Source organism: Rhizobium sp. TH135, from assembly GCF_002855515.1.
Classification (GTDB): domain Bacteria; phylum Pseudomonadota; class Alphaproteobacteria; order Rhizobiales; family Rhizobiaceae; genus Allorhizobium.
Map to the genome: position 1 here is coordinate 887,121 of NZ_PKRP01000001.1, position 21,136 is coordinate 908,256.

Sequence of the window (21,136 nt, forward strand, 5' to 3'; positions counted from 1 at the left end):
ATCCGGTCGGGATGAGCGGATGAGCCCAGGCCGATGACCGGGAGGGTGATATGGCGGGTGATAAAAAGGGGGGACCGTCTGGGACGACGGGGGATCCTCCGTACGGTGGCGAAGCCAGATCTGGGCTTTCCAAAAGTGACACCAGGCTGACAAGCCTTGATCAGCGTATTCTCGAGAGCGCGATACGGGACTCTGTGCCGCGGATCGTCAGCGCGGGCCATAGCGAATTGTCGATGGATTCTCAGAACGGGGAAATGCCGTCGGACATCGATTTCCATCTCCATCCGGAACTAGATCCCAAGGCGCGCGAGCTGCCGGGGACCGAAAAGGCAATCAGCTATCGTGCGGCTCTGACCGAGGCCCTCATCAACGCAGATCCGCGCGGGCATCGAGAGATGATCGAGGAACTGCAGCGCAGCGACCTGCCGATGCACACGCTCGCTATCCAGCTCTTCTCGCCGGTGGCAGCCCAATTGGGCCGCTTGTGGTGCAACGACGAGACCGATTTTATCCAGGTGGCTGTCGCATCCACGCGTCTCGGCATGATCGTCAACCATCTGTCCCAGAACCGCAGTCAGGCGATCCGTGACCGCCAGAAGGTGCGCCGCGTGCTGCTGGCCCGGACGCAGGGCGCGCTCCACACAATCGGCGTATCGATCGTGGCTTCCTGTTTCCGCGACATGGGCTGGGATGTCGACGGCGGTGCCGATCTCGAACTTGACGACAGTCTTTACCTGCGCCTGTCAAACTCGTCTTACAGCCTTCTCGGCATATCCGTCGGGCGGGTCGACGAAGTGGATCAATGTGCGGCAGCTATTCGCCGCGTCCAGTCAAGCCGTAGCACAAGTACGATGAAGATCGCCGTGGGCGGACCGGCTGTCATGAAGAACCCACGCGCCTTTGGCAGCATCGGAGCAGACATGGTAGCGAGGTCTGCTCTCGAGGTCATGCATCTTGCGGACAGGATGGCCTGACTGCAGAGCCGATCCGGGAGGGGGCGCCACACCCGTCACTCCTTGACCCCGAAGACCAGGGACCAAGGTCCCAAACCATCTGGACGATGCTCGCCGAGAGCATAGATAACGTCGACAATATCACGCTCCATCTCGGTAGTGACGGCCAGCGCCGTTGGATTGGCCACGAGGACATACCGGCGCCCATCCGCAAGCGGCCATTCGACCCGGATCACCTTGCCGTCCAGTGCATGAGATCCGCCGCTCCGCATCTGTGACAAGAGCGGCACCACGCGTTCCCGACGCAATGCGATGAGCTGACGATAACGCTCGGTCCAGACAAGACCTCGCGCAGATTTCGCCGTCGCCCAATCGAGCTTCGCCGAATGGAACGTCGTTTCCGCTGTCGGATCAAGGACGTTATCTCCATCGAAGCCCGGCAGCTTGGAAAGCTCCGTTCGCCTTCCCTTACGCACCGCTTCGTTCAGCTCCTCGTCGAAATCGCAGAAATAGGGAAACGGACTGGCCGAGCACCATTCCTCTCCCATGAAGACCATGGGGACCTGCGGCGAGAGGAGCACCAGCGAGGCTGCGAAAGCGAGCGCCGGCTCCGGCAGCGAAGCCATGACCCGGTCGCCGTTTGCGCGGTTGCCGATCTGGTCGTGATTATGAAGAAAAGAGACGAATGCCGATGGCGGCAGATGGGCGCTCGGCTGGCCGCGTGTTTCGCCACGATAGGGCATGACCTCGCCTTGGTAGACGAACCCTTCCGCCATGGCCCTCGCTAGCGCCGAAATCGCGTCCTCGTAGTCGCCATAATAGCCAAACGTCTCGCCGGTGGTCGCCACATGCAAAGCATGATGCACATCATCATTCCATTGCGCTTCGAAGAGAGCCGGTCTTGCCCCCGTCTCGCGCTCGAGCAGCCCCGCATCATTCTCCTCGTTTTCCACGATCAGATGAACGTGACGATCAGGAAACTGCTCCCTGACGCGAGCGGCGAGATCTTCGACGAAATGCGGTTCGCTGTCATCGCGGATCGCGTGAACGGCATCCAACCTTAGTCCGTCGATGCGATATTCGCCGATCCAGTAGAGGGCGTTCTCGATCAGAAACTCCCGGACCATGAGGCTTTGTTCGGCATCGAAATTGATACCGTCACCCCATGGTGTCTGATGGCTGGACGTAAACAAGGGCGCATAGGCCGGCATGAAATTGCCTGACGGACCGAAGTGATTGTAGACGACATCGAGGAAGACCGAGATCCCCCGCCGATGTGCTTCATCCACAAGGAGCACCAGATCTTCGGGGCGCCCGTAGGAACTGTCGGGCGCGTAATGCATCACCCCGTCGTAACCCCAGTTCCACTTCCCCGGAAAGTCTGCGATCGGCATCAGCTGAATGGCTGTGATACCGAGGGTGGAAAGGTGATCGAGCCGCTCGATCACGGCGCGGAAAGTCCCATCCTCGGTAAAGGCACCGACATGCAACTCATAAAGGACCATGTCCTCCCATGGCCGTCCGCGCCACGGCAGATCCCGTGATCGGTGACGTGAGAGATCGGCGACTTCGCTCGGGCCGAAAACGTCCTCGGGTTGATGACGGCTTACCGGGTCCGGGACGACGAGACCATCAGGCAGGCGGAACCTATATCGCGCACCTGGAAAAGCCCCCGCGACCTTGAGGTGAAACCAACCTTCGTCCCGCTGCTCCATCGGCTGTGCAGGGTGCCCGTCGACTTCGAGTGTGACCGCTTCGCAATGCGGCGCCCAGAGCCGAAACAGCACCCCGTCATCCTCGATCACGGGGCCGAAAGTATATTCATTCACGCGGCTTCTCCTCGCACTCGCACAAGGAGAGCAAACGCAGCAACACGGGAAATGTTCGGCTTTGAGATGATGCTGCGGCGGGTTTGCAACCCGCCGTTCTCTCAGACGGCGTTCGGCGAAAATGCGAGGGGAAAAGTCACGACCTGGCCGGTCTGTGCCGATTGTTGCGCGGCAAGCCCCATGGCCACGGCCCACCAGCCATCCTCGATCGCAACCTCGACCGGACGTTCGCCCTTGGCAGCCTTCTGGAAGCGCTGATGCTGGTAGAAGGTCGAACCATTATGGTCACCGGCTTCCAGTAGTTGCGGGTCGACCGGGATCTCGACCACATGCGGCCCTTTCGGATCGCGTGGCGAGACGATCACCTGAGCGATCGGCGGCTCGCCGAGATGCTCCGGCCAGAAGCGACCTGGGCCGGGAACCAGGCACTCGATCTTGCCCTTCGGCCCAACCGCCGAGATCTCTTCCTGATAACGGGCCCCTTCGGCGAACATGCAGAGCTCCAGCATGGCCCTGGCGCCCGAGGCAAAGTCGACGATGACATAGGCATTGTCCCAGATGTCGGAAGGCTTGCCATCATAGACCTCGTCGAGATGGTTCACCGACTGCCCACCGGAAGCCATGACACGCACGGGATCGGATTTCAGGATATGCCGCATCAGGTCGAAGAAGTGGCAGCATTTCTCCACCAGCGTTCCGCCAGTATTGCGGTTGAAGCGGTTCCAGTCGCCGACCTTTTCCAGGAATGGGAAACGATGCTCGCGGATGGTCAGCATGCGGATGCCGCCGGTCGCCTCGTCTGCCTGCTCGATCATCCGGGCAACGGGCGGCATGTAGCGATATTCCATGGCGACCCAGATCGGCGCCGGATAGGCGGCTCGAAGCGCTGCAAGGCGCGGCGCATCGGCCGGATCGGTGAAGAGCGGCTTTTCGACCAGAACCGGCAGTGGGCGGATCGCGGCGATCTTTTCCAGCTGCTCCAGGTGCAGATAGTTGGGGCTGGCAATCAGCAGGCAGTTCACCGCCTCGACGCCGAGCAGTTCTTCGATCGACCCGACCATCTTCGCATTCGGGACCGCCTCAGCGGACAGCGCGCGCATGGCGGCATCCGGTTCGAAGATTGCCGCCACCGACGCATCCGGCAAAAGCGCGATATTGCGCAAATGCTCCTGCCCCATCATGCCGCAACCGATGATCCCGTATTGAAGTCCTGTCACTCTTTCCTCCTGGATTGGACCGCTCCCCGCGGCCCTGTCATTTCAGCCGCGCGACGTAGCGGGCGACGGTGTGATCGAGCCAGGTCCGCGAGACTTCCGCACGGACGCCCTCCTGGTCCTGGCTGATGCGTTGAATGTGTGTGACCGGCGCACCGAGCGCCTGCCCGAAGGTCGGGGGCGCCCAATCCGGCACGACGTCGAGGCCGATCTGGTCTTCCGCCCGGGCGATCCAGAGCGACAGCTTGGTGCGGTAGAAGAGATAAAGGGATTCCGACACCGCCTCGAGATCGATCCTCTCGACATAGGAGCCGTCGAGCCAGATCTCCTCAAGTGCGGCCGGTCTGCCGGAAAGACGGCGCAGACGCCGGATGCGATGCACCTCTGTGGAACTGCCGAAACTGGGCAGTTCAGACGGCTTCGGAAGGCGGTCGATCGAGAGGATCTCGGCCGTCGGCAAACCGCCCCCGCCGAGGAGTTCCAGGCGGAACATGGCGTAAACCGACTTCGGATCGGAGATCGCCCGCACGTAATTGCCGGAGCCCTGGATGCGCTCCAGAAGCCCGCGATTCTGTAGCTCTGCCAAAGCCTTGCGCAGCGTGCCGACGGCAATCCCGAGCTCTTCGGCCATATCCCGTTCCGGCGGCAGCTTTTCGCCGTCGATCAACCGCCCTGCCGCGATGTCACGCACCAGGAGTTCGGTGATCTGGACATAGATCGGAAGGCTGCCGGGCGGCTGCGTTGCGGGGTTCTGTGGCACTTCGGTATCGCCGAGAAAAAATTGATACACTATTGATCTACATCAAATCGGGTGTTAGGCAAGAGGAAAGTTGGAGCCTTGGAGGAGACCTCAATGACTGTCGTACCCGTCACATCGGCCGATCTCGATGGCGCAGAAGTGTCGTGGTTCGCCGCCCTCTGCTCTGACGATTATCAGCTTCTCGGCGTGCCGGATGGAGCCCTGCGCTCGAGCTGGGAGCATTGCTCCGACATCGTACAGAAGGCCGAGCAGCTGGGTTTTCGCAACATCCTCTGCCCGTCCTCCTATCAGGTCGGCCAGGACACGCTGAGCTTCGTGGCCGGCTGCGCACCGATCACCTCCAGGATCAACATGCTGGCCGCAATCCGCTGCGGCGAGATGCAGCCGATCATGCTGGCGCGTACGGTCGCGACCCTCGACCACATGCTGAAGGGTCGCCTGACACTCAACGTCATCAGCTCGGACTTCCCCGGCGAAGTCGCCGACAGCGCCTTCCGCTACAAGCGCAGCCATGAGGTGGTCGAGATCCTGCGCCAGGCCTGGACCCGCGACACGATCGACCACGAGGGCGAGGTCTACCAGTTCAAGGGCGTCTCGACCGAACCCGCCCGTCCCTACCAGCAGAACGGCGGCCCCCTGCTCTATTTCGGCGGTTACTCCCCCGATGCGCTTGAGCTCTGCGGCGCGCAATGCGACGTCTATCTGATGTGGCCGGAGAAGAAGGACCAGCTCGCCGAACGGATGAAGGCCGTGCATGCCCGCGCCGAAGCCCATGGTCGCACGCTGGATTACGGTCTGCGCGTCCACATGATCGTCCGCGACACCGAGAAGGAAGCCCGCGACTATGCCGAATATATCGTCTCCAAGCTCGATGACGAATACGGCAAGCTGATCCGCGACCGTGCGCATGACTCCATCTCGCTCGGCGTCGCGCATCAGGCCCGCGCCCGGGAACTCGCCGATCAGTTCGGCTATATCGAGCCGCACATGTGGACCGGTATCGGCCGAGCCCGCTCCGGCTGTGGTGCAGCCCTTGTCGGCTCCACGGACCAGATTCTCTCGGAACTCGAAGCCTACAGAAAAATGGGTATCCGCGCCTTCATCCTGTCAGGATATCCGCATATCGACGAGGCGGTTCACTTCGGCACCAAGGTGCTGCCGGAACTCAAGACCGTCTCGCTCCCTCACGCTTACGGCCGCGTCCCCTCGGAAACGCCGGCCACCCCTCTCGGAAATGGAGTTCGCCGCTGATGCAGCGCGTCAATCTCACCCCAGACCTCACCTTCAGCCGCCTCGTCTACGGCATGTGGCGCATCGGCGACGATGCCGACACCTCGCCCAAACACGTGCAGGCCAAGATCGAGGCCTGCCTCGCCCAGGGCATCACCACTATGGACCAGGCGGACATCTATGGCGGCTACACAGCCGAAGCCGTGCTCGGCAACGCGATCAAGGCCTCACCTGGCCTGCGCGATAAGCTCGAAATCGTCACCAAATGCGATATCGTCGCCCCTGTCGGCCGCCATGCGGCAGCCCGCGTCAAGTATTACGACACCTCGGCGGCTCACATCACGGCGTCGGTTGAAGCCTCGCTCACCGACATGGGCACCGATCATGTCGATCTGCTGCTGATCCACCGCCCCGATCCACTGATTGATCCTGACGAAACGGGCCCGGCTCTCGATGCGCTGGTCGCCTCAGGCAAGGTGCGTGCCGTCGGCGTTTCCAACTTCCGGCCTTGGGATTTCTCGCTTCTTCAGTCGTCGATGGAGAACAATCTCGTCACCAACCAGATCGAGATGAGCCTGCTTGCGACGGATACCTTCGTTAACGGCGATCTGGCCTATCTCCAGGAGCGCATGGTTCCGCCGATGGCCTGGTCCCCGCTCGGCGGTGGGCGCCTGATGGACGGATCGAAGCCTGAACTTCTCGCTGCCCTCAAGCGGATCGGCGCAGAACACGGCGTCGACGAAACGGCAGTCGCCGTTGCTTGGCTCCTGCGCCATCCGGCCGCCATCATGCCGGTCATGGGCACCAATTCGCTCGATCGCATTGCCAGGATTGCAGACGCGACCAAGCTTGAGATGGATCGCCAGACCTGGTTCGAGCTTTACACGCTTGCGATCGGACGGGAGGTGGCCTGATGATGGCAGCCAATGACATCCATGCGTTGGAGGCCGTCTTCGTTCCAGGCGCCGACAACCATCGTGCCTTTCGCAACGCGCTGGGCAGCTTCACCACGGGTGTGACCGTGGTGACCGCAATGACCTCAGACGGTCCGATCGGCATGACGGTGAACAGCTTTGCATCCGTGTCGCTCGATCCGCCTCTGGTGCTCTGGTCGCCGGCCAAGAGCTCGTCGCGATACGGCGCCTTTACGGGCGCCCGTCATTTCGCGATCCACGTGCTCGGCGCGGATCAGGACCACCTGAGCGCCGCCTTTACACGCGGCGGCAATGGCTTCGACGGGATCGAGGTCAGGTTCAACGACGAAGGCGTCCCGGTTCTGCCGGGCACCCTCGCGCGTTTCGAATGCGCCGAGCAGGCGCAGCATGACGCCGGGGATCATACGATCATCATCGGCAGGGTGTTAAGGGTCGCACATCGGCAGGGAGAACCGCTGTGCTTCTCGGGAGGACGGTTCGGACGCTTCGCGGTCTGAGCTGGGAGTTTGGGAGGAGGTCGTCGGTGCATGCATGGCATGCGCGGCGAGGTGATTGAGGACGATCCGGAACAAGTGCCGCAAGGAGGATTTTACTCCGCCGCGGCCTGAAACTGGAACAGCCGTGTTTGCGCGGCGAGGTATAGTCTTCGATAGTCTCGCAAATTGACCGATGATGAAAACGGGTGGAGACATGACAGCATTATCGAACCTGACCAACCTGCTCGGCCGGCTCAACGCCGCCGTGCTGATGGTCGGACTCTGGCTGGGCGCAGGCGCTCTCGGCATCATGCTGTTTTTCATGCTGATGCAGGTCTTCTTCCGCTACTTTCTCGGCAACGCACTGCCCTGGAGTGAGGAAGCGTCGCGCTTCCTGATGCTCTGGATGACGGGGCTACTTGTACCGACTGCCTTCCGCCAAGGCGGTTTCGTCGCCATTGGCCTTATCCTCGACAACCTACCGCGGCTTCTGTCCGCCTTGATCAGCTTGATGTTTCTCCTGCTGATCGGAACCGTGCTCTATTTCGGCATGCGCATCGGCTGGAGCGAAGTCACCGGTATCGGTGGCCGTTTCGCGATGGCGGCGATCGCCGTTCCCACATCATTCGACCTGTCCACCTGGATGAAGGTGCCACGCGGCTGGATGATGGCGTCGCTCGCGGTCGGCATCACCCTGATGTTTGTGGTCAACATAGAACTCGTTCTCAGAACACTCCTGAAGCTGACAGGCCATGACAGGGAGCTGGTGCCGATCCGCATCGCCGGACAGCTGGGAGCAGAATGATGCTGAGCCTTTTCCTTCCCCTTTTCATCGTCTTCCTGCTCTTCGGCCTGCCGATCGTTTTCGGCCTGATCGCAGCACCTGCTCTCATCCTCTGGTGGAACGGTCAGGAGCGCGACATCGTGCTTCTCTACCGCAACATCTATGCGGGCATGGACAGCTTCCCGCTGATGGCCATCCCCTTCTTCATGCTGACAGGGGAACTGATGAACCGGGCGGGTATAACCGTCCGCATCGTGCGCTTTGCCCAGTCCATGGTCGGCCACATGCGGGGCGGCCTCGCCCAGGTCAACGTGGTGGATTCCATGATGTTCGCCGGCATTTCCGGCTCGGCTGTCGCCGACGTTTCCGCCCTCGGCGCCATGCTGATCCCGGCCATGGAGAAGGAAGGCTATACCCGCCGTTTCGCGGCCGGCATCACGGCGGCATCTGCCATCATCGGCCCGATCATTCCGCCCTCCGGCATCATGATCATCTATGCCTATGTGATGGGTGAAAGCGTCGCGGCCCTCTTCCTCGCCGGCATCGTGCCCGGCATTCTGATCGGCGTCAGCCTGATGGTGATGATCCGGCTGCTGGCCAATCACTATGATCTGCCGGCCGCCACCAAGCGCGCCTCCTGGCGCGACCGTGGACGGGCGATGATCGGCGCGTTCTGGCCGCTATTGACTCCCGTCATCATCATGGGCGGCATCCTCGGCGGCGTCTTCACACCGACGGAAGCCGCAGCGATTGCCGCGGGCTACGCCTTCTTCCTCGGCCTGTTCGTCATCGGCACACTGAAGTTCAAGGATATCCCGGGCATCCTGATGCGCGCCGCGATGACGTCCGCCGTGGTGCTTCTGCTGATCGGGGCCGCGATGGCCTTCAAGACGGTGGCATCGCTTGCACACACGCCGGAACTGCTGGCCGATCTTTTCCTCAGCCTCAGCGACAACCCGCTCGTCCTGCTCTTCCTTGTCAACATTCTGTTGTTCGTGGTTGGCATGTTCCTGGACGCGGGTCCGGCAATCATCGTGCTGGGACCGATCCTCGGGCCGATCTTCACCTCGCTCGGCGTCGATCCGGTGCATTTCGCGATCATCATGGTCGTAAACCTGACCGTCGGCTTGTTGACCCCGCCGATGGGCCTTGTTCTCTTCGTCACGTCTTCCGTCTCCGGATTGAAGGTCGAGACAGTGGCAAAGGCCGTCATGCCATTTCTCTTGGCGGAAATCGTGGTGATTTTCCTCATCACCTATTTCCCCGCCTTGACACTAACGGTCCCGCGCCTTGCGGGCTTCGTCGACTAACTTGAGAAAACGGGAGGAACCAGAATGCTCAAGTCCATGTTCAAGACCCTGCTGCTCGCCAGCGCATTGACGATCACGGGAGTGGCGCAGGCAGCCGATATCACACTGCGCGCCACCGCCAATTCCAACGAAAACGACGAGGACTATGACGGCCTCGTCGTGTTTAAGAACTATATCGAGAACGCCTCGAACGGCACGATCGCCGTCGAGATCTTCATGGGCACGCAGCTCTGCGCCACGGGCGAAGAATGCCTCCAGGGCATCGCCGATGGTTCGCTCGACGTCTACATCTCGACCTCTGGCGGTGCTGCCGGCCTCTTCCCCTATATCCAGGTTCTCGACCTGCCCTACCTGATGAGCGACGACCGGATTGCCGAGGAAGTGCTGACCGGCGACTTCACCCGCAAGCTGCGTGAAAAGGCGCTCGCCGACAGCGACAACAAGATCCGCCTGATGACCATCGGCAACACCGGCGGCTGGCGCAACTACGCCAACACCAAGCAGCCTGTGAAGTCGCCCGAGGATCTGAAGGGCCTCAAGATGCGCACGGTGCCTGCAGACCTGCCGCAGCAGGTTGCGACCGCAGTGGGTGCAGCCCCGACCCCGATCCCGTGGCCGGAACTCTTCACCTCGCTGCAGACGGGCGTTGTCGAAGGCACGGCAAACGGCATCACCGACATCATGTCGATGAAGTTCCCGGATGCAGGCCTCAAGTATCTGACGCTCGACGGCCACAGCTACATGGGCGCCTTCTGGTGGATGTCGAACGACCGCTTCCAGGCTCTGACGCCAGAGCAGAAGCAGATCGTCGTCGATGGCTTTGCCGCCCTCCAGCAGGCGACCTTCGCCTCGCCGAAGCGCAAGGAAATCGCTGCCTATCAGGACTTCGCCAAGGCTGGTGGCGAGATCTACGTGCCGACGCCTGCCGAGAAGGAAGCCTTCAAGACTGCCGTCTCACCGGTCTTCGACTGGTTCAAGACGAACGTCACCGGTGGTGCCGAAGTGTTTGACCAGTTCACGGCAGCCGTTGCCGATGCCCAGAAGAAGGTTGACGCAGAACGCGCGGCCGACCTGAACTGATGAACGCGGGATGCGCGGCGAGACCGCGCATCCCATCCCAACCGCCCTGCGCATCGCGCGAGATAAAACCCAGGGCGAGCCACCAGAGGTGATCCATGCCAGAACCGTCGACCGCCTCGCCCGATCCGGAGCGAGAACGCCACTCTGCGACCTTGAGCGAGCGATGGCAGAAGCTTTTCCCCGGCCTGTCCGTGACCGTGTTGATCGCGCTGGCGTCAGCCTTCCTGTCGGAACACTACGGCGCACCCGCGATGCTGCTCGCGATCTTGATCGGACTTGCGCTGCACTTCCTGGCCGAAGACCCGAAGACCGCTGCAGGCCTCGACTTCGCCTCGCGCGCGGTTCTTCGCATCGGTATTGCCCTGCTTGGCCTGAGGGTCAGCGTCGCCATGTTCGCCGAACTGGGTGCTGCTGTGATCGCGATGATCGTCGGCGCGGTTTTGCTCACCATCGTCTTCGGCATCCTCGCCTCGCGCCTCTCTGGACAGGGCACGGCCTTCGGCGTCCTGACCGGTGGTGCTGTCGCGATCTGCGGGGCTTCGGCAGCCCTTGCGATTTCCGCGACACTTGGAAACCGCAGCAAGGAAGCCGACCAGCAGATGGTCTTCACCGTCATCGGTGTGACCATGCTGTCTACGCTTGCCATGATCTTCTACCCGATCCTCGCAAGTCTCGCAGGTTTGGACGACCACCAGACTGGCATCTTCCTCGGCGCGACAATCCATGATGTCGCCCAGGTCGCTGGCGCCGGGTTCTCGGTTTCCGTCCCTGCCGGCGAAACGGCCGTCTTCGTCAAGCTCATCCGGGTCACCATGCTGGCGCCGGTGGTCCTCGTGGCAGCTCTCGCCTTTCGAAGCACGATCTCCGGCGATGTGAAGCGCCCGCCGCTGCTGCCGGGCTTCGTGGTTGCCTTCCTGTTGCTGGCAGCCCTGAACTCGCTTATGACCATCCCCCCCATGGTGGCCGATTGGGCAGGCATCGTCTCGCGCTGGGCCCTCCTGGTCGCCATTGCCGCCGTCGGCGTAAAGACCTCGCTGCCGGAAGTCTTCAAGATCGGCGGACGCGCGATCGGCGTGCTGGTCGCCGATACCGTCTTCCTTGCACTGATCGTGCTGGCAGTCCTCGTTTTCGTTGGGCTTTAACGGAAACGACCGGGACCATTGGGCAGGCGCTGAAAATCCGCTAGAGGATCATGACCCGGCATGCCGGCGAAGCATGAGGAGGATCCATGGCAAAGACATCCAAGACAGCGAAAAGCGCCCAGAAGCCGGCGCTGACGCAGGATCCCCATGCCGTCCGCGAGCCCCGCGCCAACAATCTCGAAATGGCGATCGGACATGAAGTCCGGACCTATCGCAAGAAGCTCGGCATCACGGTCGCCGATCTCGCCGCAGCCACGGGCATGTCGGTCGGCATGCTATCGAAGATCGAAAACGGCAACATATCGCCCTCTCTGACAACGCTTCAGGCGCTGTCGCAGGCGCTGGGAATGCCGATCACTGCCTTTTTCAAGGGCTTCGAGGAGCCGAAGTCGGCAAGCTTTGTTAAGGCCGGCGAAGGCGTGAACCTGGAGCGCCGTGGAACCCGGGCCGGCCATCATTATAGTCTGCTCGGCCACATCGAAAACAACACCTCGGGCGTCGTCGTCGAACCCTATCTGATCACGCTGAACGCGGAATCAGACGTCTTTCCGACCTTCCAGCACGAGGGCATGGAGTTCCTCTACATGCTCGAAGGCGAAGTGGTCTATCGCCACGGGGATAGCCTCTACCGCATGCAGGCAGGCGACAGCCTATTCTTCGACGCCGATGCACCGCACGGCCCGGAAGAACTCGTAAGCCTGCCGGCACGCTACCTTTCGATCATCTCCTATCCGCAACGCCGGTAGTTGCCCACCAAGAAAACTTTATTCCTTTCGATTGATTTTCTCGGATGCCGCTGCTAGCCCTTTATCTAGAGACTTTGGAGGGCGTGGCCATGTGCGGCATTGTAGGTCTGTTTCTCAAGGACAAGGCGCTGGAGCCCCGGCTCGGCGATCTCCTCTCGGACATGCTGATCACCATGACCGACCGAGGACCGGACTCGGCCGGCATCGCCATCTATGGCGGCGTCGATGGCAAGACCGCCAAGGTCACCATCCAGTCTGCCGCCCCCGAAAGTGATTTTCCGTGCCTCGCCGAAGATCTGGCCAAGGCAGGCATCCCCGCGGAAATCGAATTGAAAAGTACCCATGCCGTCATCTCGATCGCCGCAAGCCAACTGACCGAAATCCGTTCTGCCCTGGCCGAAATCCGCCCCAATGTCCGCATCATGGGCTCCGGGGAAAGCGTCGAGATCTTCAAGGAAGTCGGCCTTCCCAAGGATGTCGTGCAGCGTTTCGGCGTCCGCGCCATGGGCGGCACCCACGGAATCGGCCATACCCGCATGGCGACCGAAAGTGCGGTCACGACGCTTGGCGCGCACCCATTTTCGACAGGTGCCGACCAGTGCCTCGTGCACAATGGCTCCCTGTCGAACCACAACAACCTGCGCCGCGAGCTGATCCGCGAAGGCATGTCCTTCGAGACCCAGAACGACTCGGAAGTGGCCGCCGCCTACCTCACGGCAGAAATGGCCAAGGGCAAGGATTTAGGGCAAGCACTCACCGGCGCGCTCGACGATCTCGATGGCTTCTTCACCTTCGTCGTCGGCACCAAGACTGGCTTCGGTGTGGTGCGCGACCCGATCGCTTGCAAGCCGGCCGTCATGGCCGAGACCGACCAGTATGTCGCCTTCGGCTCCGAATACCGCGCCCTGGTCAACCTGCCAGGCATCGAGACCGCCCGCGTCTGGGAGCCGGAGCCGGCAACCGTCTATTTCTGGGACCATGAAAAGGCCGCCTGATCCGCGATACCGAGAAAGCTTGCCCAATGCCAATCTTCGACCTATCCCATACCCCGCTTCGCGAGCTGAACAGCGCGCTCCACAATCTCGGCGAAGGCTCGAACGACACCCTTTTCGAAGTGGTAAACCCGCGTGGCCATCATGCTGTCGCCGTCGGCATCGATGCGCCTGTCACCGTCGAGGTGAAGGGATCGGTCGGCTATTACTGCGCAGGCATGAATGACGGCGGCACCGTTACCATCCATGGCTCTGCCGGTCCGGGCGTGGCTGAAAACATGATGTCCGGCACCGTGGTGATCGAGGGCGACGCCTCGCAATATGCCGGAGCCACCGGTCGCGGCGGCCTGCTCATCATCAAGGGCAATGCCGCCTCCCGCTGCGGCATTTCGATGAAGGGCATCGACATCGTCGTGCACGGCTCGATCGGCCACATGTCGGCCTTCATGGGCCAGTCGGGCCACCTCGTCGTCTGCGGCGACGCGGGCGAAGCTTTGGGCGACAGCATCTACGAAGCAAAGCTCTTCGTGCGCGGCTCGGTGAAGAGCCTTGGCGCCGACTGCATCGAAAAAGAAATGCGCCCGGAACACCTCGAAAAGCTCGCGGAGTTGTTGAGTAAGGCAGGGATTACTGACGCGAAGCCGGAAGAATTCAAGCGCTACGGTTCGGCTCGCAAGCTTTACAATTTCAACATCGACAATGCCGACGCGTATTGAGGCGAGGAAAAGCGCATGAGCTACCACAACCCCTTCACCCCGCCGCGTAAGTCCGCCACCTTCGATGACCACACACTCGCCGAAATTCGCCGCGCGGCCGCAACCGGCATTTATGACATCCGGGGTGGTGGCACGAAGCGCAAGGTGCCGCATTTCGACGACCTCCTCTTCCTCGGCGCCTCGATCTCCCGCTATCCACTCGAAGGCTATCGCGAGAAATGCGAGACCTCCGTCGTGCTCGGCACCCGCTTTGCCAAAAAGCCGATCGAGCTGAAGATCCCGATCACCATTGCCGGCATGTCGTTCGGCGCGCTTTCCGGCAACGCCAAGGAAGCGCTCGGGCGTGGCGCGACTCTCGCGGGCACCTCGACCACGACAGGCGACGGCGGCATGACCGACGAGGAGCGCGGCCATTCCGAAAAGCTGGTCTACCAGTATCTCCCCTCTCGTTACGGCATGAACCCGAGAGATCTTCGCCGCGCCGACGCGATCGAAGTGGTGGTCGGCCAAGGGGCGAAGCCCGGCGGCGGCGGCATGCTGCTTGGCCAGAAGATCTCCGACCGCGTCGCCCAGATGCGCAATCTGCCCATGGGCATCGACCAGCGCTCCGCCTGCCGCCACCCGGACTGGACAGGCCCCGATGATCTCGAAATCAAGATCCTTGAACTGCGCGAAATCACCGATTGGGAAAAGCCGATCTATGTGAAAGTCGGGGGCGCTCGCCCCTATTACGACACCGCTCTTGCCGTGAAGGCTGGCGCCGATGTCGTCGTGCTCGACGGCATGCAGGGCGGAACGGCCGCCACCCAGGACGTCTTTATCGAGAATGTCGGCATGCCCACCCTCGCCTGCATCCGCCCGGCCGTCCAGGCACTGCAGGACCTCGGCATGCATCGCAAAGTCCAACTGGTGATCTCCGGCGGCATCCGGTCGGGAGCCGATGTCGCCAAGGCCCTGGCGCTCGGTGCAGACGTCGTCTCAATCGGCACGGCAGCGCTCGTTGCAATCGGCGACAATGACCCGAAATGGGAAGAGGAGTACCAAAAACTTGGCACCACGGCCGGCGCTTATGACGACTGGCACGAAGGCAAGGACCCGGCCGGCATCACCACGCAGGATCCGGAACTCGCCGCCCGCCTCGATCCGGTCGCTGCCGGCCGCAGGCTTGCCAACTATCTGAAGGTCATGACGCTGGAGGCCCAGACCATTGCCCGCGCCTGCGGCAAAAACAAGCTGCACAACCTGGAGCCGGAGGACCTCTGCGCACTCACGATGGAGGCCGCCGCCATGGCCCAAGTGCCCCTTGCCGGCACCAGCTGGTATCCCGGAAAGGGAGGTTTCTAACCACCTGAATGGCCGCATCCGACTCCCACGGATGTGGCCATTCTTCTTTCAACCGATGTGTCTCAATCCATAAAAACAGGGGAACGACGTGACACAGGATCTGGCAGGCTTCGCCAAGGAGCGAGGCATCAAATACTTCATGATCAGCTACACCGACCTCTTTGGCGCCCAGCGCGCCAAGCTGGTCCCCGCTCAGGCCATCGCCGATATGCAGAAGGAAGGCGCAGGCTTTGCCGGCTTTGCCACCTGGCTCGATCTGACACCCGCCCATCCCGACCTTTTTGCCATCCCTGACGCCTCATCCGTCATCCAGCTGCCTTGGAAGCCTGAGGTCGCCTGGGTCGCTGCCGACTGCATGATGGACGACCAGCCCGTCGCTCAGGCGCCGCGCGTGGTATTGAAAAAGCTGGTCGCAGAAGCTGCGGATATGGGGCTTCGCGTCAAGACCGGGGTCGAGGCAGAATTCTTCCTGATCTCGGCTGACGGCGACACAATCTCTGATCAGTACGATACCGCCGAGAAGCCATGCTACGACCAGCAGGCGCTGATGCGCCGCTACGACGTCATCGCTGAGATCTGCGACCACATGCTGGCGCTTGGCTGGAAGCCTTACCAGAACGACCATGAGGACGCGAACGGCCAGTTCGAGATGAACTGGGAATACGACGACGCCCTGAAGACAGCCGACAAGCATTCCTTCTTCAAGTTCATGGTCAAGTCAGTCGCCGAAAAGCATGGCCTTCGCGCCACCTTCATGCCGAAACCCTTCAAGGGCCTGACCGGCAATGGCTGCCATGCGCATATCTCGGTCTGGGATCGCGACGGCAAGGTCAACGCTTTCGCCGACAAGGACATGCCCTTCGGCCTCTCGGCCAAGGGGAAGACCTTCCTCGGCGGCATCATGAAACATGCATCCGCACTCGCCGCGATCACCAATCCGACGGTCAATTCCTACAAGCGCATCAACGCACCGCGCACTGTCTCCGGCGCCACCTGGGCGCCGAACACCGTCACCTGGACCGGCAATAACCGCACGCATATGGTCCGCGTCCCCGGTCCCGGACGCTTCGAACTCCGCCTGCCCGATGGCGCCGTGAACCCCTACCTTCTGCAGTCTATCATCATCGCGGCAGGGTTGAGCGGCCTGAAGAGCAATGCCGATCCCGGCCCGCATTACGATATCGACATGTACCGCGACGGCCACACAGTGAAGGATGCGCCCAGACTGCCGCTCAACCTTCTCGACGCGCTGCGCGCCTTGGAGCAGGATGACGTGCTGAAATCAGCGCTTGGGTCTGAATTCTCAGACGCCTATCTCAAGCTCAAGCATGACGAGTGGAACAGCTATTGCGGGCATTTCACCGCCTGGGAGCGGCAGACGACTCTGGACATCTGAAGGACCGCGCCAGCATCACGCCACGATCTCGATCCGCCTTTCGCTGTCTGCGTCGAACAGGTGCAGATGAGCCGGATCGAAGCCAAGCGACATCATGTCCCCATGCTTCAGTGACTGGCGCTCGGAGACCACGACGTTGATCTCCGGCTTGCTGGCGGAACTGATATAGGTCATCGAGCCCGTGCTCTCGACAATGCCGACAGGAAGCCGGAGCTGCGCCTCGGCATCGGGCACCAGCCGCAGATGTTCGGGTCTGAGGCCAACGGTCAGGTTCGAAGCCGTGGGAACGGGGCGATCGAGAGCGATCACCTGCGGCGTACCCAGATCGAGCACCAGCGACTTGCCGTCAGCACCCACCGTTGCCGGGATAAAGTTCATTGCCGGCGAGCCGATGAAGCCGGCGACGAATTTGTTGACCGGACGGTCATAGAGCTCCAGCGGTGCGCCCTGCTGCTCGATAACACCTTGCCGCATGACCACGACACGATCCGCCATGGTCATCGCCTCGATCTGGTCATGAGTGACATAGACGGAAGTCGCACCGAGCCGGTCATGCAGCGAGCGGATCTCCTTGCGCATATGCACACGAAGCGCAGCGTCGAGATTGGAGAGCGGTTCGTCGAACAGGAAGGCCTTGGGATGCCGAATGATCGCCCGGCTCATCGCAACCCGCTGGCGCTGGCCACCGGAGAGTTCGCGCGGATAACGATGCAGGAGATTGGACAAGCCCGTCGTTGCTGCAACTTCTTCCGCCGCCTTCTTCGCCTCTGCCTTCTTCACACCGCGAATGCGCAGCGAATAGGTGAGGTTTTCTTCCACCGTCATGTGCGGATAGAGCGCATAGGACTGGAAGACCATGGCAAGGTCACGCTTGCGCGGCGGGACGCCGTTCATTCGCTCGCCGGCGATCACCAGGTCACCGGCCGAAATGCTTTCGAGACCGGCAAGCGACCGCAGAAGCGTGGACTTGCCACAGCCGGACGGACCGACCAGGGCCACGAACGACCCCTTCTTGATCTTCAGGTCGATGTCGCGAAGCGCATGATAGGCACCGTAGTGTTTGTTGACGCCGGATAGTTCGATCTGATGGGTCATTTGAGAGCTCCAGACGTGAGCCCGGAGACGATCCGGCGCTGCAGAAGAACGAAGGCCGCGAGGATTGGCGTCACATAGATCGAGGCAAACGCCATGATGTTGTTCCACTCGTTGGTATTCGGCCCCATGAAGGAATTGAGCCCGACGCTGGCCGGCTGGAACTCGGCATCCTGAATGATCGACTTCGAATAGACGAACTCGCCAAAGGCCTGCATGAAGATCAGGATGGCCGCCACCAGGATGCCGTTGCGGGCAAGCGGCAGCACGATGTGAAAGAAAGCGCCGACCCGCGAATTGCCATCGACAAGGGCTGCCTCCTCAAGCTCGATCGGCACGCTCATGAAAGTGGCGCGCACCAGCACGACGAAGAACGGCATGCTTTTCGCCGCAATCGCGATGATGACGGCAAGCCGCGGATATTCCAGCATGCCGAATTGCGAGAAGCCAACGAAGATCGGCGTGATCATCAGCGAGGCTGGCAGAACCTGCAGCATAAGGATGAGGAAAAGCCCAACATCGATCCAGCCATTGCGATAACGGGCAAGCACATAGGCGCAGCCCGTGCCGAGCACCGTGATCAGCGCCACGGCGCCGAAGGCGATGATCAGCGAATTCCACATATAGCGGGCGAGGTTTCGGCTCTCCCAGACATACACGTAAGTGCCCCATTGCGGATCGCTCGGCCAAAAGCTCGGCGGCGTCGCAAACATCGCCGAACCGGTCTTCAGCGCCGTGACGTACATCCAGTAGAGCGGGAAAAGATAGATGGCTGCGAGCGCAATCGCGATCGTCAGCATCAGCCGGTTGCGCCAGGTCTCGGTCATCCTCGCACCTCCTGCCGGGTCGAGCGTACATAGACGACGGACGCCAGCATCACGAAGACGATCATGATGACGGAGATGGTCGCACCTCGGGCGAAATCATATTGTCGGAAGGACTGGTCCCAGGCCCAGTACTGCGCGACATTCGACGCATTGTTCGGCCCACCGGAGGTAATGGCGGCAAAGAGGTCGAACTGCTGCAGGGTGAAGATCAGACCGAGCGAGATGATCGCGCCGATCGTGGAGCGCATCATCGGCAGCGTAATCGTCCAGAAGCGCTGCCAGACATTGGCACCGTCGAGTTCAGCCGCCTCGTAAAGATCTTTTGGAATGCCGGAGAGACCGACCGAGAGCAGGATCATGTTGAAGGACGTCCCGAGCCAGATATTGGCGATGATCACGGCCCAGAGCGAATAATTCGGATCCGAGCGCCAGAAGATGTTCTCCGAGATGAAGCCCGTTTCCCGGAGGAAGAAGTTCAGGACCCCGAAATCGCCCGACAGCACCAGGTTCCAGATCGCACCGACGACAAGCCCTGGCATGACCCAGGAGACGAGGAAGAGCCCGCGCAGCCAGGAAGCGCCGGGAAAATTCGTCCAGAAGAATAGCGCGAGGGAAAACCCGATCAAAAACTGGCCGGCAATCGAGGCGCCAACAAAGATGGCGGTATTGATGAAGATCGGCCAGGTTTCCCGCTGGGCAAACAGCGAGACATAGTTCTTGAAGCCGACAAAGGGGCGAAAGAAGGTGCCCAGAGAGAACATATCGACTTCCTGGAAGCTCATCAGCACGTTGTAGAGCAGCGGCAGGCCAGACAGGACGAAGAGGAAGGCGAGCGGCAGTCCGACCAGGCCGATGTCGAAACCACGGCCATCAGTCAGGCTGGACAGGATCTTGCGCATGAGGGTCTCCGCATCGCGATGGAAATCTCCGGTCGGGCCGCCCCCGCGACTAGGGGAACGAGGACGGCCCTCCGGGAGGTTGACGAGGTAAGGCGATCCTCTTCCCACATGGGGCGTGGGCAGAGTATCCCTACCGATTGGTCAGCCGGTGACTGCAGCGATGGTTTCAGCTGCCTGATCAAGCGCTTCCTTCGGCGTCATCTGGCCGGTGAGAGCACTCTGGATGGCATCCTGGATCGCCTTGGAGATCTTCGGCCATTCCGGATGTGGACCACGGGCCTTGGCGAACTGCAGCTGCTCCTGGAAGACCTTCAGCGCTGCGTCCTTCCTTTCGTTGCCGGTTGCCGGCAGCGTGATGTCGGAGCGGGCCGGCAACTGGCCGTATTTCTCGAACATCACATTGTCCTGCGAGGCAAAGTATTCGAGGGCCTTGAAGGCTTCCTCGGGATGTTTGCTGTTCGAGAAGATCGCATAGTTGAAATCGCCCATGGCGGACGAGCGCTCGGCACCGGCTTCCGGCACCGGCAGAAGCGTCACACGCCAGTCGAACTTTGCTTCATCCGACATGCGGTTCAGCTCCCAGGGACCGGAGATCGCCATGGCTGCATTGCCGGAATTGAAGGTGCCGGTCGAATCCCACTGTCCGCGCGTCAGGCTGTCAGGCGAGGCGAGCTTCTCGTCCATGATCGTCTTCCAGGCTTCGAGTGCCTTCACCGCACCATCGGCATTGATCTTCTCGTAGCCACCGCCGCCCATCTGCGCCCAGGGCAGGAACTGGAATGTACCTTCTTCGCTGGCCTTGGCAGAGAAGGCGAGGCCGTAAACATTCTTCGCGGGATCTGTCAGCTTGCGCGCAGCATCGATGAGTTCTGCCCAGGTCTGCGGCGGCTTGTCGGGATCCAGCCCCTTCTCCTTGAACATGTCGGCATTGTAGTAGAGCGCAATCGTATTGGTCGCCTTCGGCACGCCGAACAGCTTGCCGTCCCAGGTGACGGAATTGAGCGGGCCCGGGAAATAGTTGGCCGGCTTGATGACCTCGGACTTGGCGATGCGGTCCGTCAGGTCGAGGAAGGCGCCGCGCGAGGCAAAGAGCGCATGCTCCGGATTGTCGACGGCGATAATGTCGGGCGCCTGACCGGTCGAATAGGCGCGCATCGCTTCGCTGACGACATCGTCGAACTGCACGAGACGATACTCGACCTTGATGCCCGGCTCCTTCTCGTCGAATTCGCGGGCCAGATTCCAGGCCGGCTGCTCTGGCTTGTCGAGGCTCCAGATGGTGATGGTGACCTCTTCCTGTGCATGGGCTGCCACAGCGAGCCCGGACACGGAGGCCAGCGCCAGCGCGCCGGCCATCAGGCAATTCTTGATAGACATGCTCTCCTCCTTAGGGTTTGACCTTGTCGTCTCG

Annotated in this window: 20 protein-coding genes; 13 read left to right on the top strand and 7 right to left on the bottom strand. The window is 61.4% G+C overall.

Annotation, left to right across the window (positions count from 1 at the left end; genetic code table 11):
- Positions 1–233 precede the first annotated feature (233 nt).
- Positions 234–974, top strand: a complete 741-nt coding sequence (locus C0V73_RS04230) for a cobalamin-dependent protein (protein WP_245407863.1) — start codon at positions 234–236, stop codon at positions 972–974.
- A 35-nt stretch (positions 975–1,009) separates the two neighbouring features.
- Here C0V73_RS04230 and treZ read toward each other — a convergent pair whose 3' ends face one another.
- The 3 genes from treZ to C0V73_RS04245 form a co-directional block, all read right to left on the bottom strand.
- Positions 1,010–2,782 (bottom strand): malto-oligosyltrehalose trehalohydrolase, encoded by a 1,773-nt coding sequence (treZ, locus tag C0V73_RS04235; RefSeq protein WP_102018709.1) that lies wholly within the window; start codon positions 2,780–2,782, stop codon positions 1,010–1,012.
- 101 nt (positions 2,783–2,883) lie between these two features.
- Positions 2,884–3,999 (bottom strand): Gfo/Idh/MocA family oxidoreductase, encoded by a 1,116-nt coding sequence (locus C0V73_RS04240; RefSeq protein ID WP_102018710.1) that lies wholly within the window; start codon positions 3,997–3,999, stop codon positions 2,884–2,886.
- A gap of 37 nt (positions 4,000–4,036) precedes the next feature.
- Positions 4,037–4,786, bottom strand: a complete 750-nt coding sequence (locus tag C0V73_RS04245) for a GntR family transcriptional regulator (RefSeq protein WP_102018711.1) — start codon at positions 4,784–4,786, stop codon at positions 4,037–4,039.
- Positions 4,787–4,849: 63 nt separating this feature from the next.
- On the opposite strand from C0V73_RS04245, the gene C0V73_RS04250 reads away from it, so the two are divergent.
- The 12 genes from C0V73_RS04250 to glnT all read left to right on the top strand — a co-directional run bounded on the left by C0V73_RS04250 (position 4,850) and on the right by glnT (position 16,907).
- Positions 4,850–6,007, top strand: a complete 1,158-nt coding sequence (locus tag C0V73_RS04250) for an LLM class flavin-dependent oxidoreductase (RefSeq protein ID WP_102018712.1) — start codon at positions 4,850–4,852, stop codon at positions 6,005–6,007.
- Complete coding sequence (locus C0V73_RS04255) at positions 6,007–6,900, top strand: aldo/keto reductase (protein ID WP_102018713.1); 894 nt, start codon at positions 6,007–6,009, stop codon at positions 6,898–6,900. The genes C0V73_RS04250 and C0V73_RS04255 overlap by 1 nt, the downstream gene beginning before the upstream one ends.
- Complete coding sequence (locus C0V73_RS04260; RefSeq protein WP_102018714.1) at positions 6,900–7,418, top strand: flavin reductase family protein; 519 nt, start codon at positions 6,900–6,902, stop codon at positions 7,416–7,418. The genes C0V73_RS04255 and C0V73_RS04260 overlap by 1 nt, the downstream gene beginning before the upstream one ends.
- A 193-nt stretch (positions 7,419–7,611) precedes the next feature.
- On the top strand, positions 7,612–8,202 hold the full coding sequence (locus C0V73_RS04265; protein ID WP_102018715.1) for a TRAP transporter small permease: 591 nt from the start codon (positions 7,612–7,614) through the stop codon (positions 8,200–8,202).
- A complete protein-coding gene (locus C0V73_RS04270; RefSeq protein WP_102018716.1) occupies positions 8,202–9,491 on the top strand; it encodes a TRAP transporter large permease in 1,290 nt (429 codons plus the stop codon). The genes C0V73_RS04265 and C0V73_RS04270 overlap by 1 nt, the downstream gene beginning before the upstream one ends.
- 24 nt (positions 9,492–9,515) lie before the next feature.
- Positions 9,516–10,571 (top strand): TRAP transporter substrate-binding protein DctP, encoded by a 1,056-nt coding sequence (dctP, locus tag C0V73_RS04275; RefSeq protein WP_102018717.1) that lies wholly within the window; start codon positions 9,516–9,518, stop codon positions 10,569–10,571.
- A 95-nt stretch (positions 10,572–10,666) separates the two neighbouring features.
- A complete protein-coding gene (locus tag C0V73_RS04280) occupies positions 10,667–11,713 on the top strand; it encodes a putative sulfate exporter family transporter (RefSeq protein ID WP_102018718.1) in 1,047 nt (348 codons plus the stop codon).
- An 86-nt stretch (positions 11,714–11,799) separates the two neighbouring features.
- Positions 11,800–12,459: an XRE family transcriptional regulator gene (locus tag C0V73_RS04285; protein ID WP_102018719.1), complete on the top strand. Its 660-nt coding sequence runs from the start codon at positions 11,800–11,802 to the stop codon at positions 12,457–12,459.
- An 89-nt stretch (positions 12,460–12,548) separates the two neighbouring features.
- The gene (locus tag C0V73_RS04290; protein WP_102018720.1) at positions 12,549–13,454 is read left to right on the top strand and encodes a glutamine amidotransferase family protein; all 906 of its coding nucleotides are present in this window, start codon (positions 12,549–12,551) and stop codon (positions 13,452–13,454) included.
- Between the two features lie 26 nt (positions 13,455–13,480).
- Positions 13,481–14,167, top strand: a complete 687-nt coding sequence (locus tag C0V73_RS04295; protein WP_102018721.1) for a GXGXG domain-containing protein — start codon at positions 13,481–13,483, stop codon at positions 14,165–14,167.
- A 15-nt stretch (positions 14,168–14,182) separates the two neighbouring features.
- The gene (locus C0V73_RS04300) at positions 14,183–15,511 is read left to right on the top strand and encodes an FMN-binding glutamate synthase family protein (protein WP_102018722.1); all 1,329 of its coding nucleotides are present in this window, start codon (positions 14,183–14,185) and stop codon (positions 15,509–15,511) included.
- An 88-nt stretch (positions 15,512–15,599) separates the two neighbouring features.
- Positions 15,600–16,907, top strand: a complete 1,308-nt coding sequence (glnT, locus tag C0V73_RS04305; protein ID WP_102018723.1) for a type III glutamate--ammonia ligase — start codon at positions 15,600–15,602, stop codon at positions 16,905–16,907.
- 15 nt (positions 16,908–16,922) lie between these two features.
- Here glnT and ugpC read toward each other — a convergent pair whose 3' ends face one another.
- The 4 genes from ugpC to C0V73_RS04325 form a co-directional block, all read right to left on the bottom strand.
- Positions 16,923–18,002, bottom strand: coding sequence for a sn-glycerol-3-phosphate ABC transporter ATP-binding protein UgpC (ugpC, locus tag C0V73_RS04310; protein ID WP_102018724.1), 1,080 nt, complete (start codon positions 18,000–18,002; stop codon positions 16,923–16,925).
- Complete coding sequence (locus tag C0V73_RS04315; RefSeq protein WP_102018725.1) at positions 17,999–18,826, bottom strand: carbohydrate ABC transporter permease; 828 nt, start codon at positions 18,824–18,826, stop codon at positions 17,999–18,001. The genes ugpC and C0V73_RS04315 overlap by 4 nt, the downstream gene beginning before the upstream one ends.
- Positions 18,823–19,725 carry a sugar ABC transporter permease gene (locus tag C0V73_RS04320; protein WP_102018726.1) on the bottom strand — a complete coding sequence of 301 codons (903 nt, stop codon included), beginning with the start codon at positions 19,723–19,725 and terminating at the stop codon, positions 18,823–18,825. Before C0V73_RS04320 ends, C0V73_RS04315 begins: the two co-directional genes overlap by 4 nt.
- 141 nt (positions 19,726–19,866) lie before the next feature.
- A complete protein-coding gene (locus C0V73_RS04325) occupies positions 19,867–21,102 on the bottom strand; it encodes a sugar ABC transporter substrate-binding protein (RefSeq protein ID WP_102018727.1) in 1,236 nt (411 codons plus the stop codon).
- Positions 21,103–21,136: the final 34 nt, after the last annotated feature.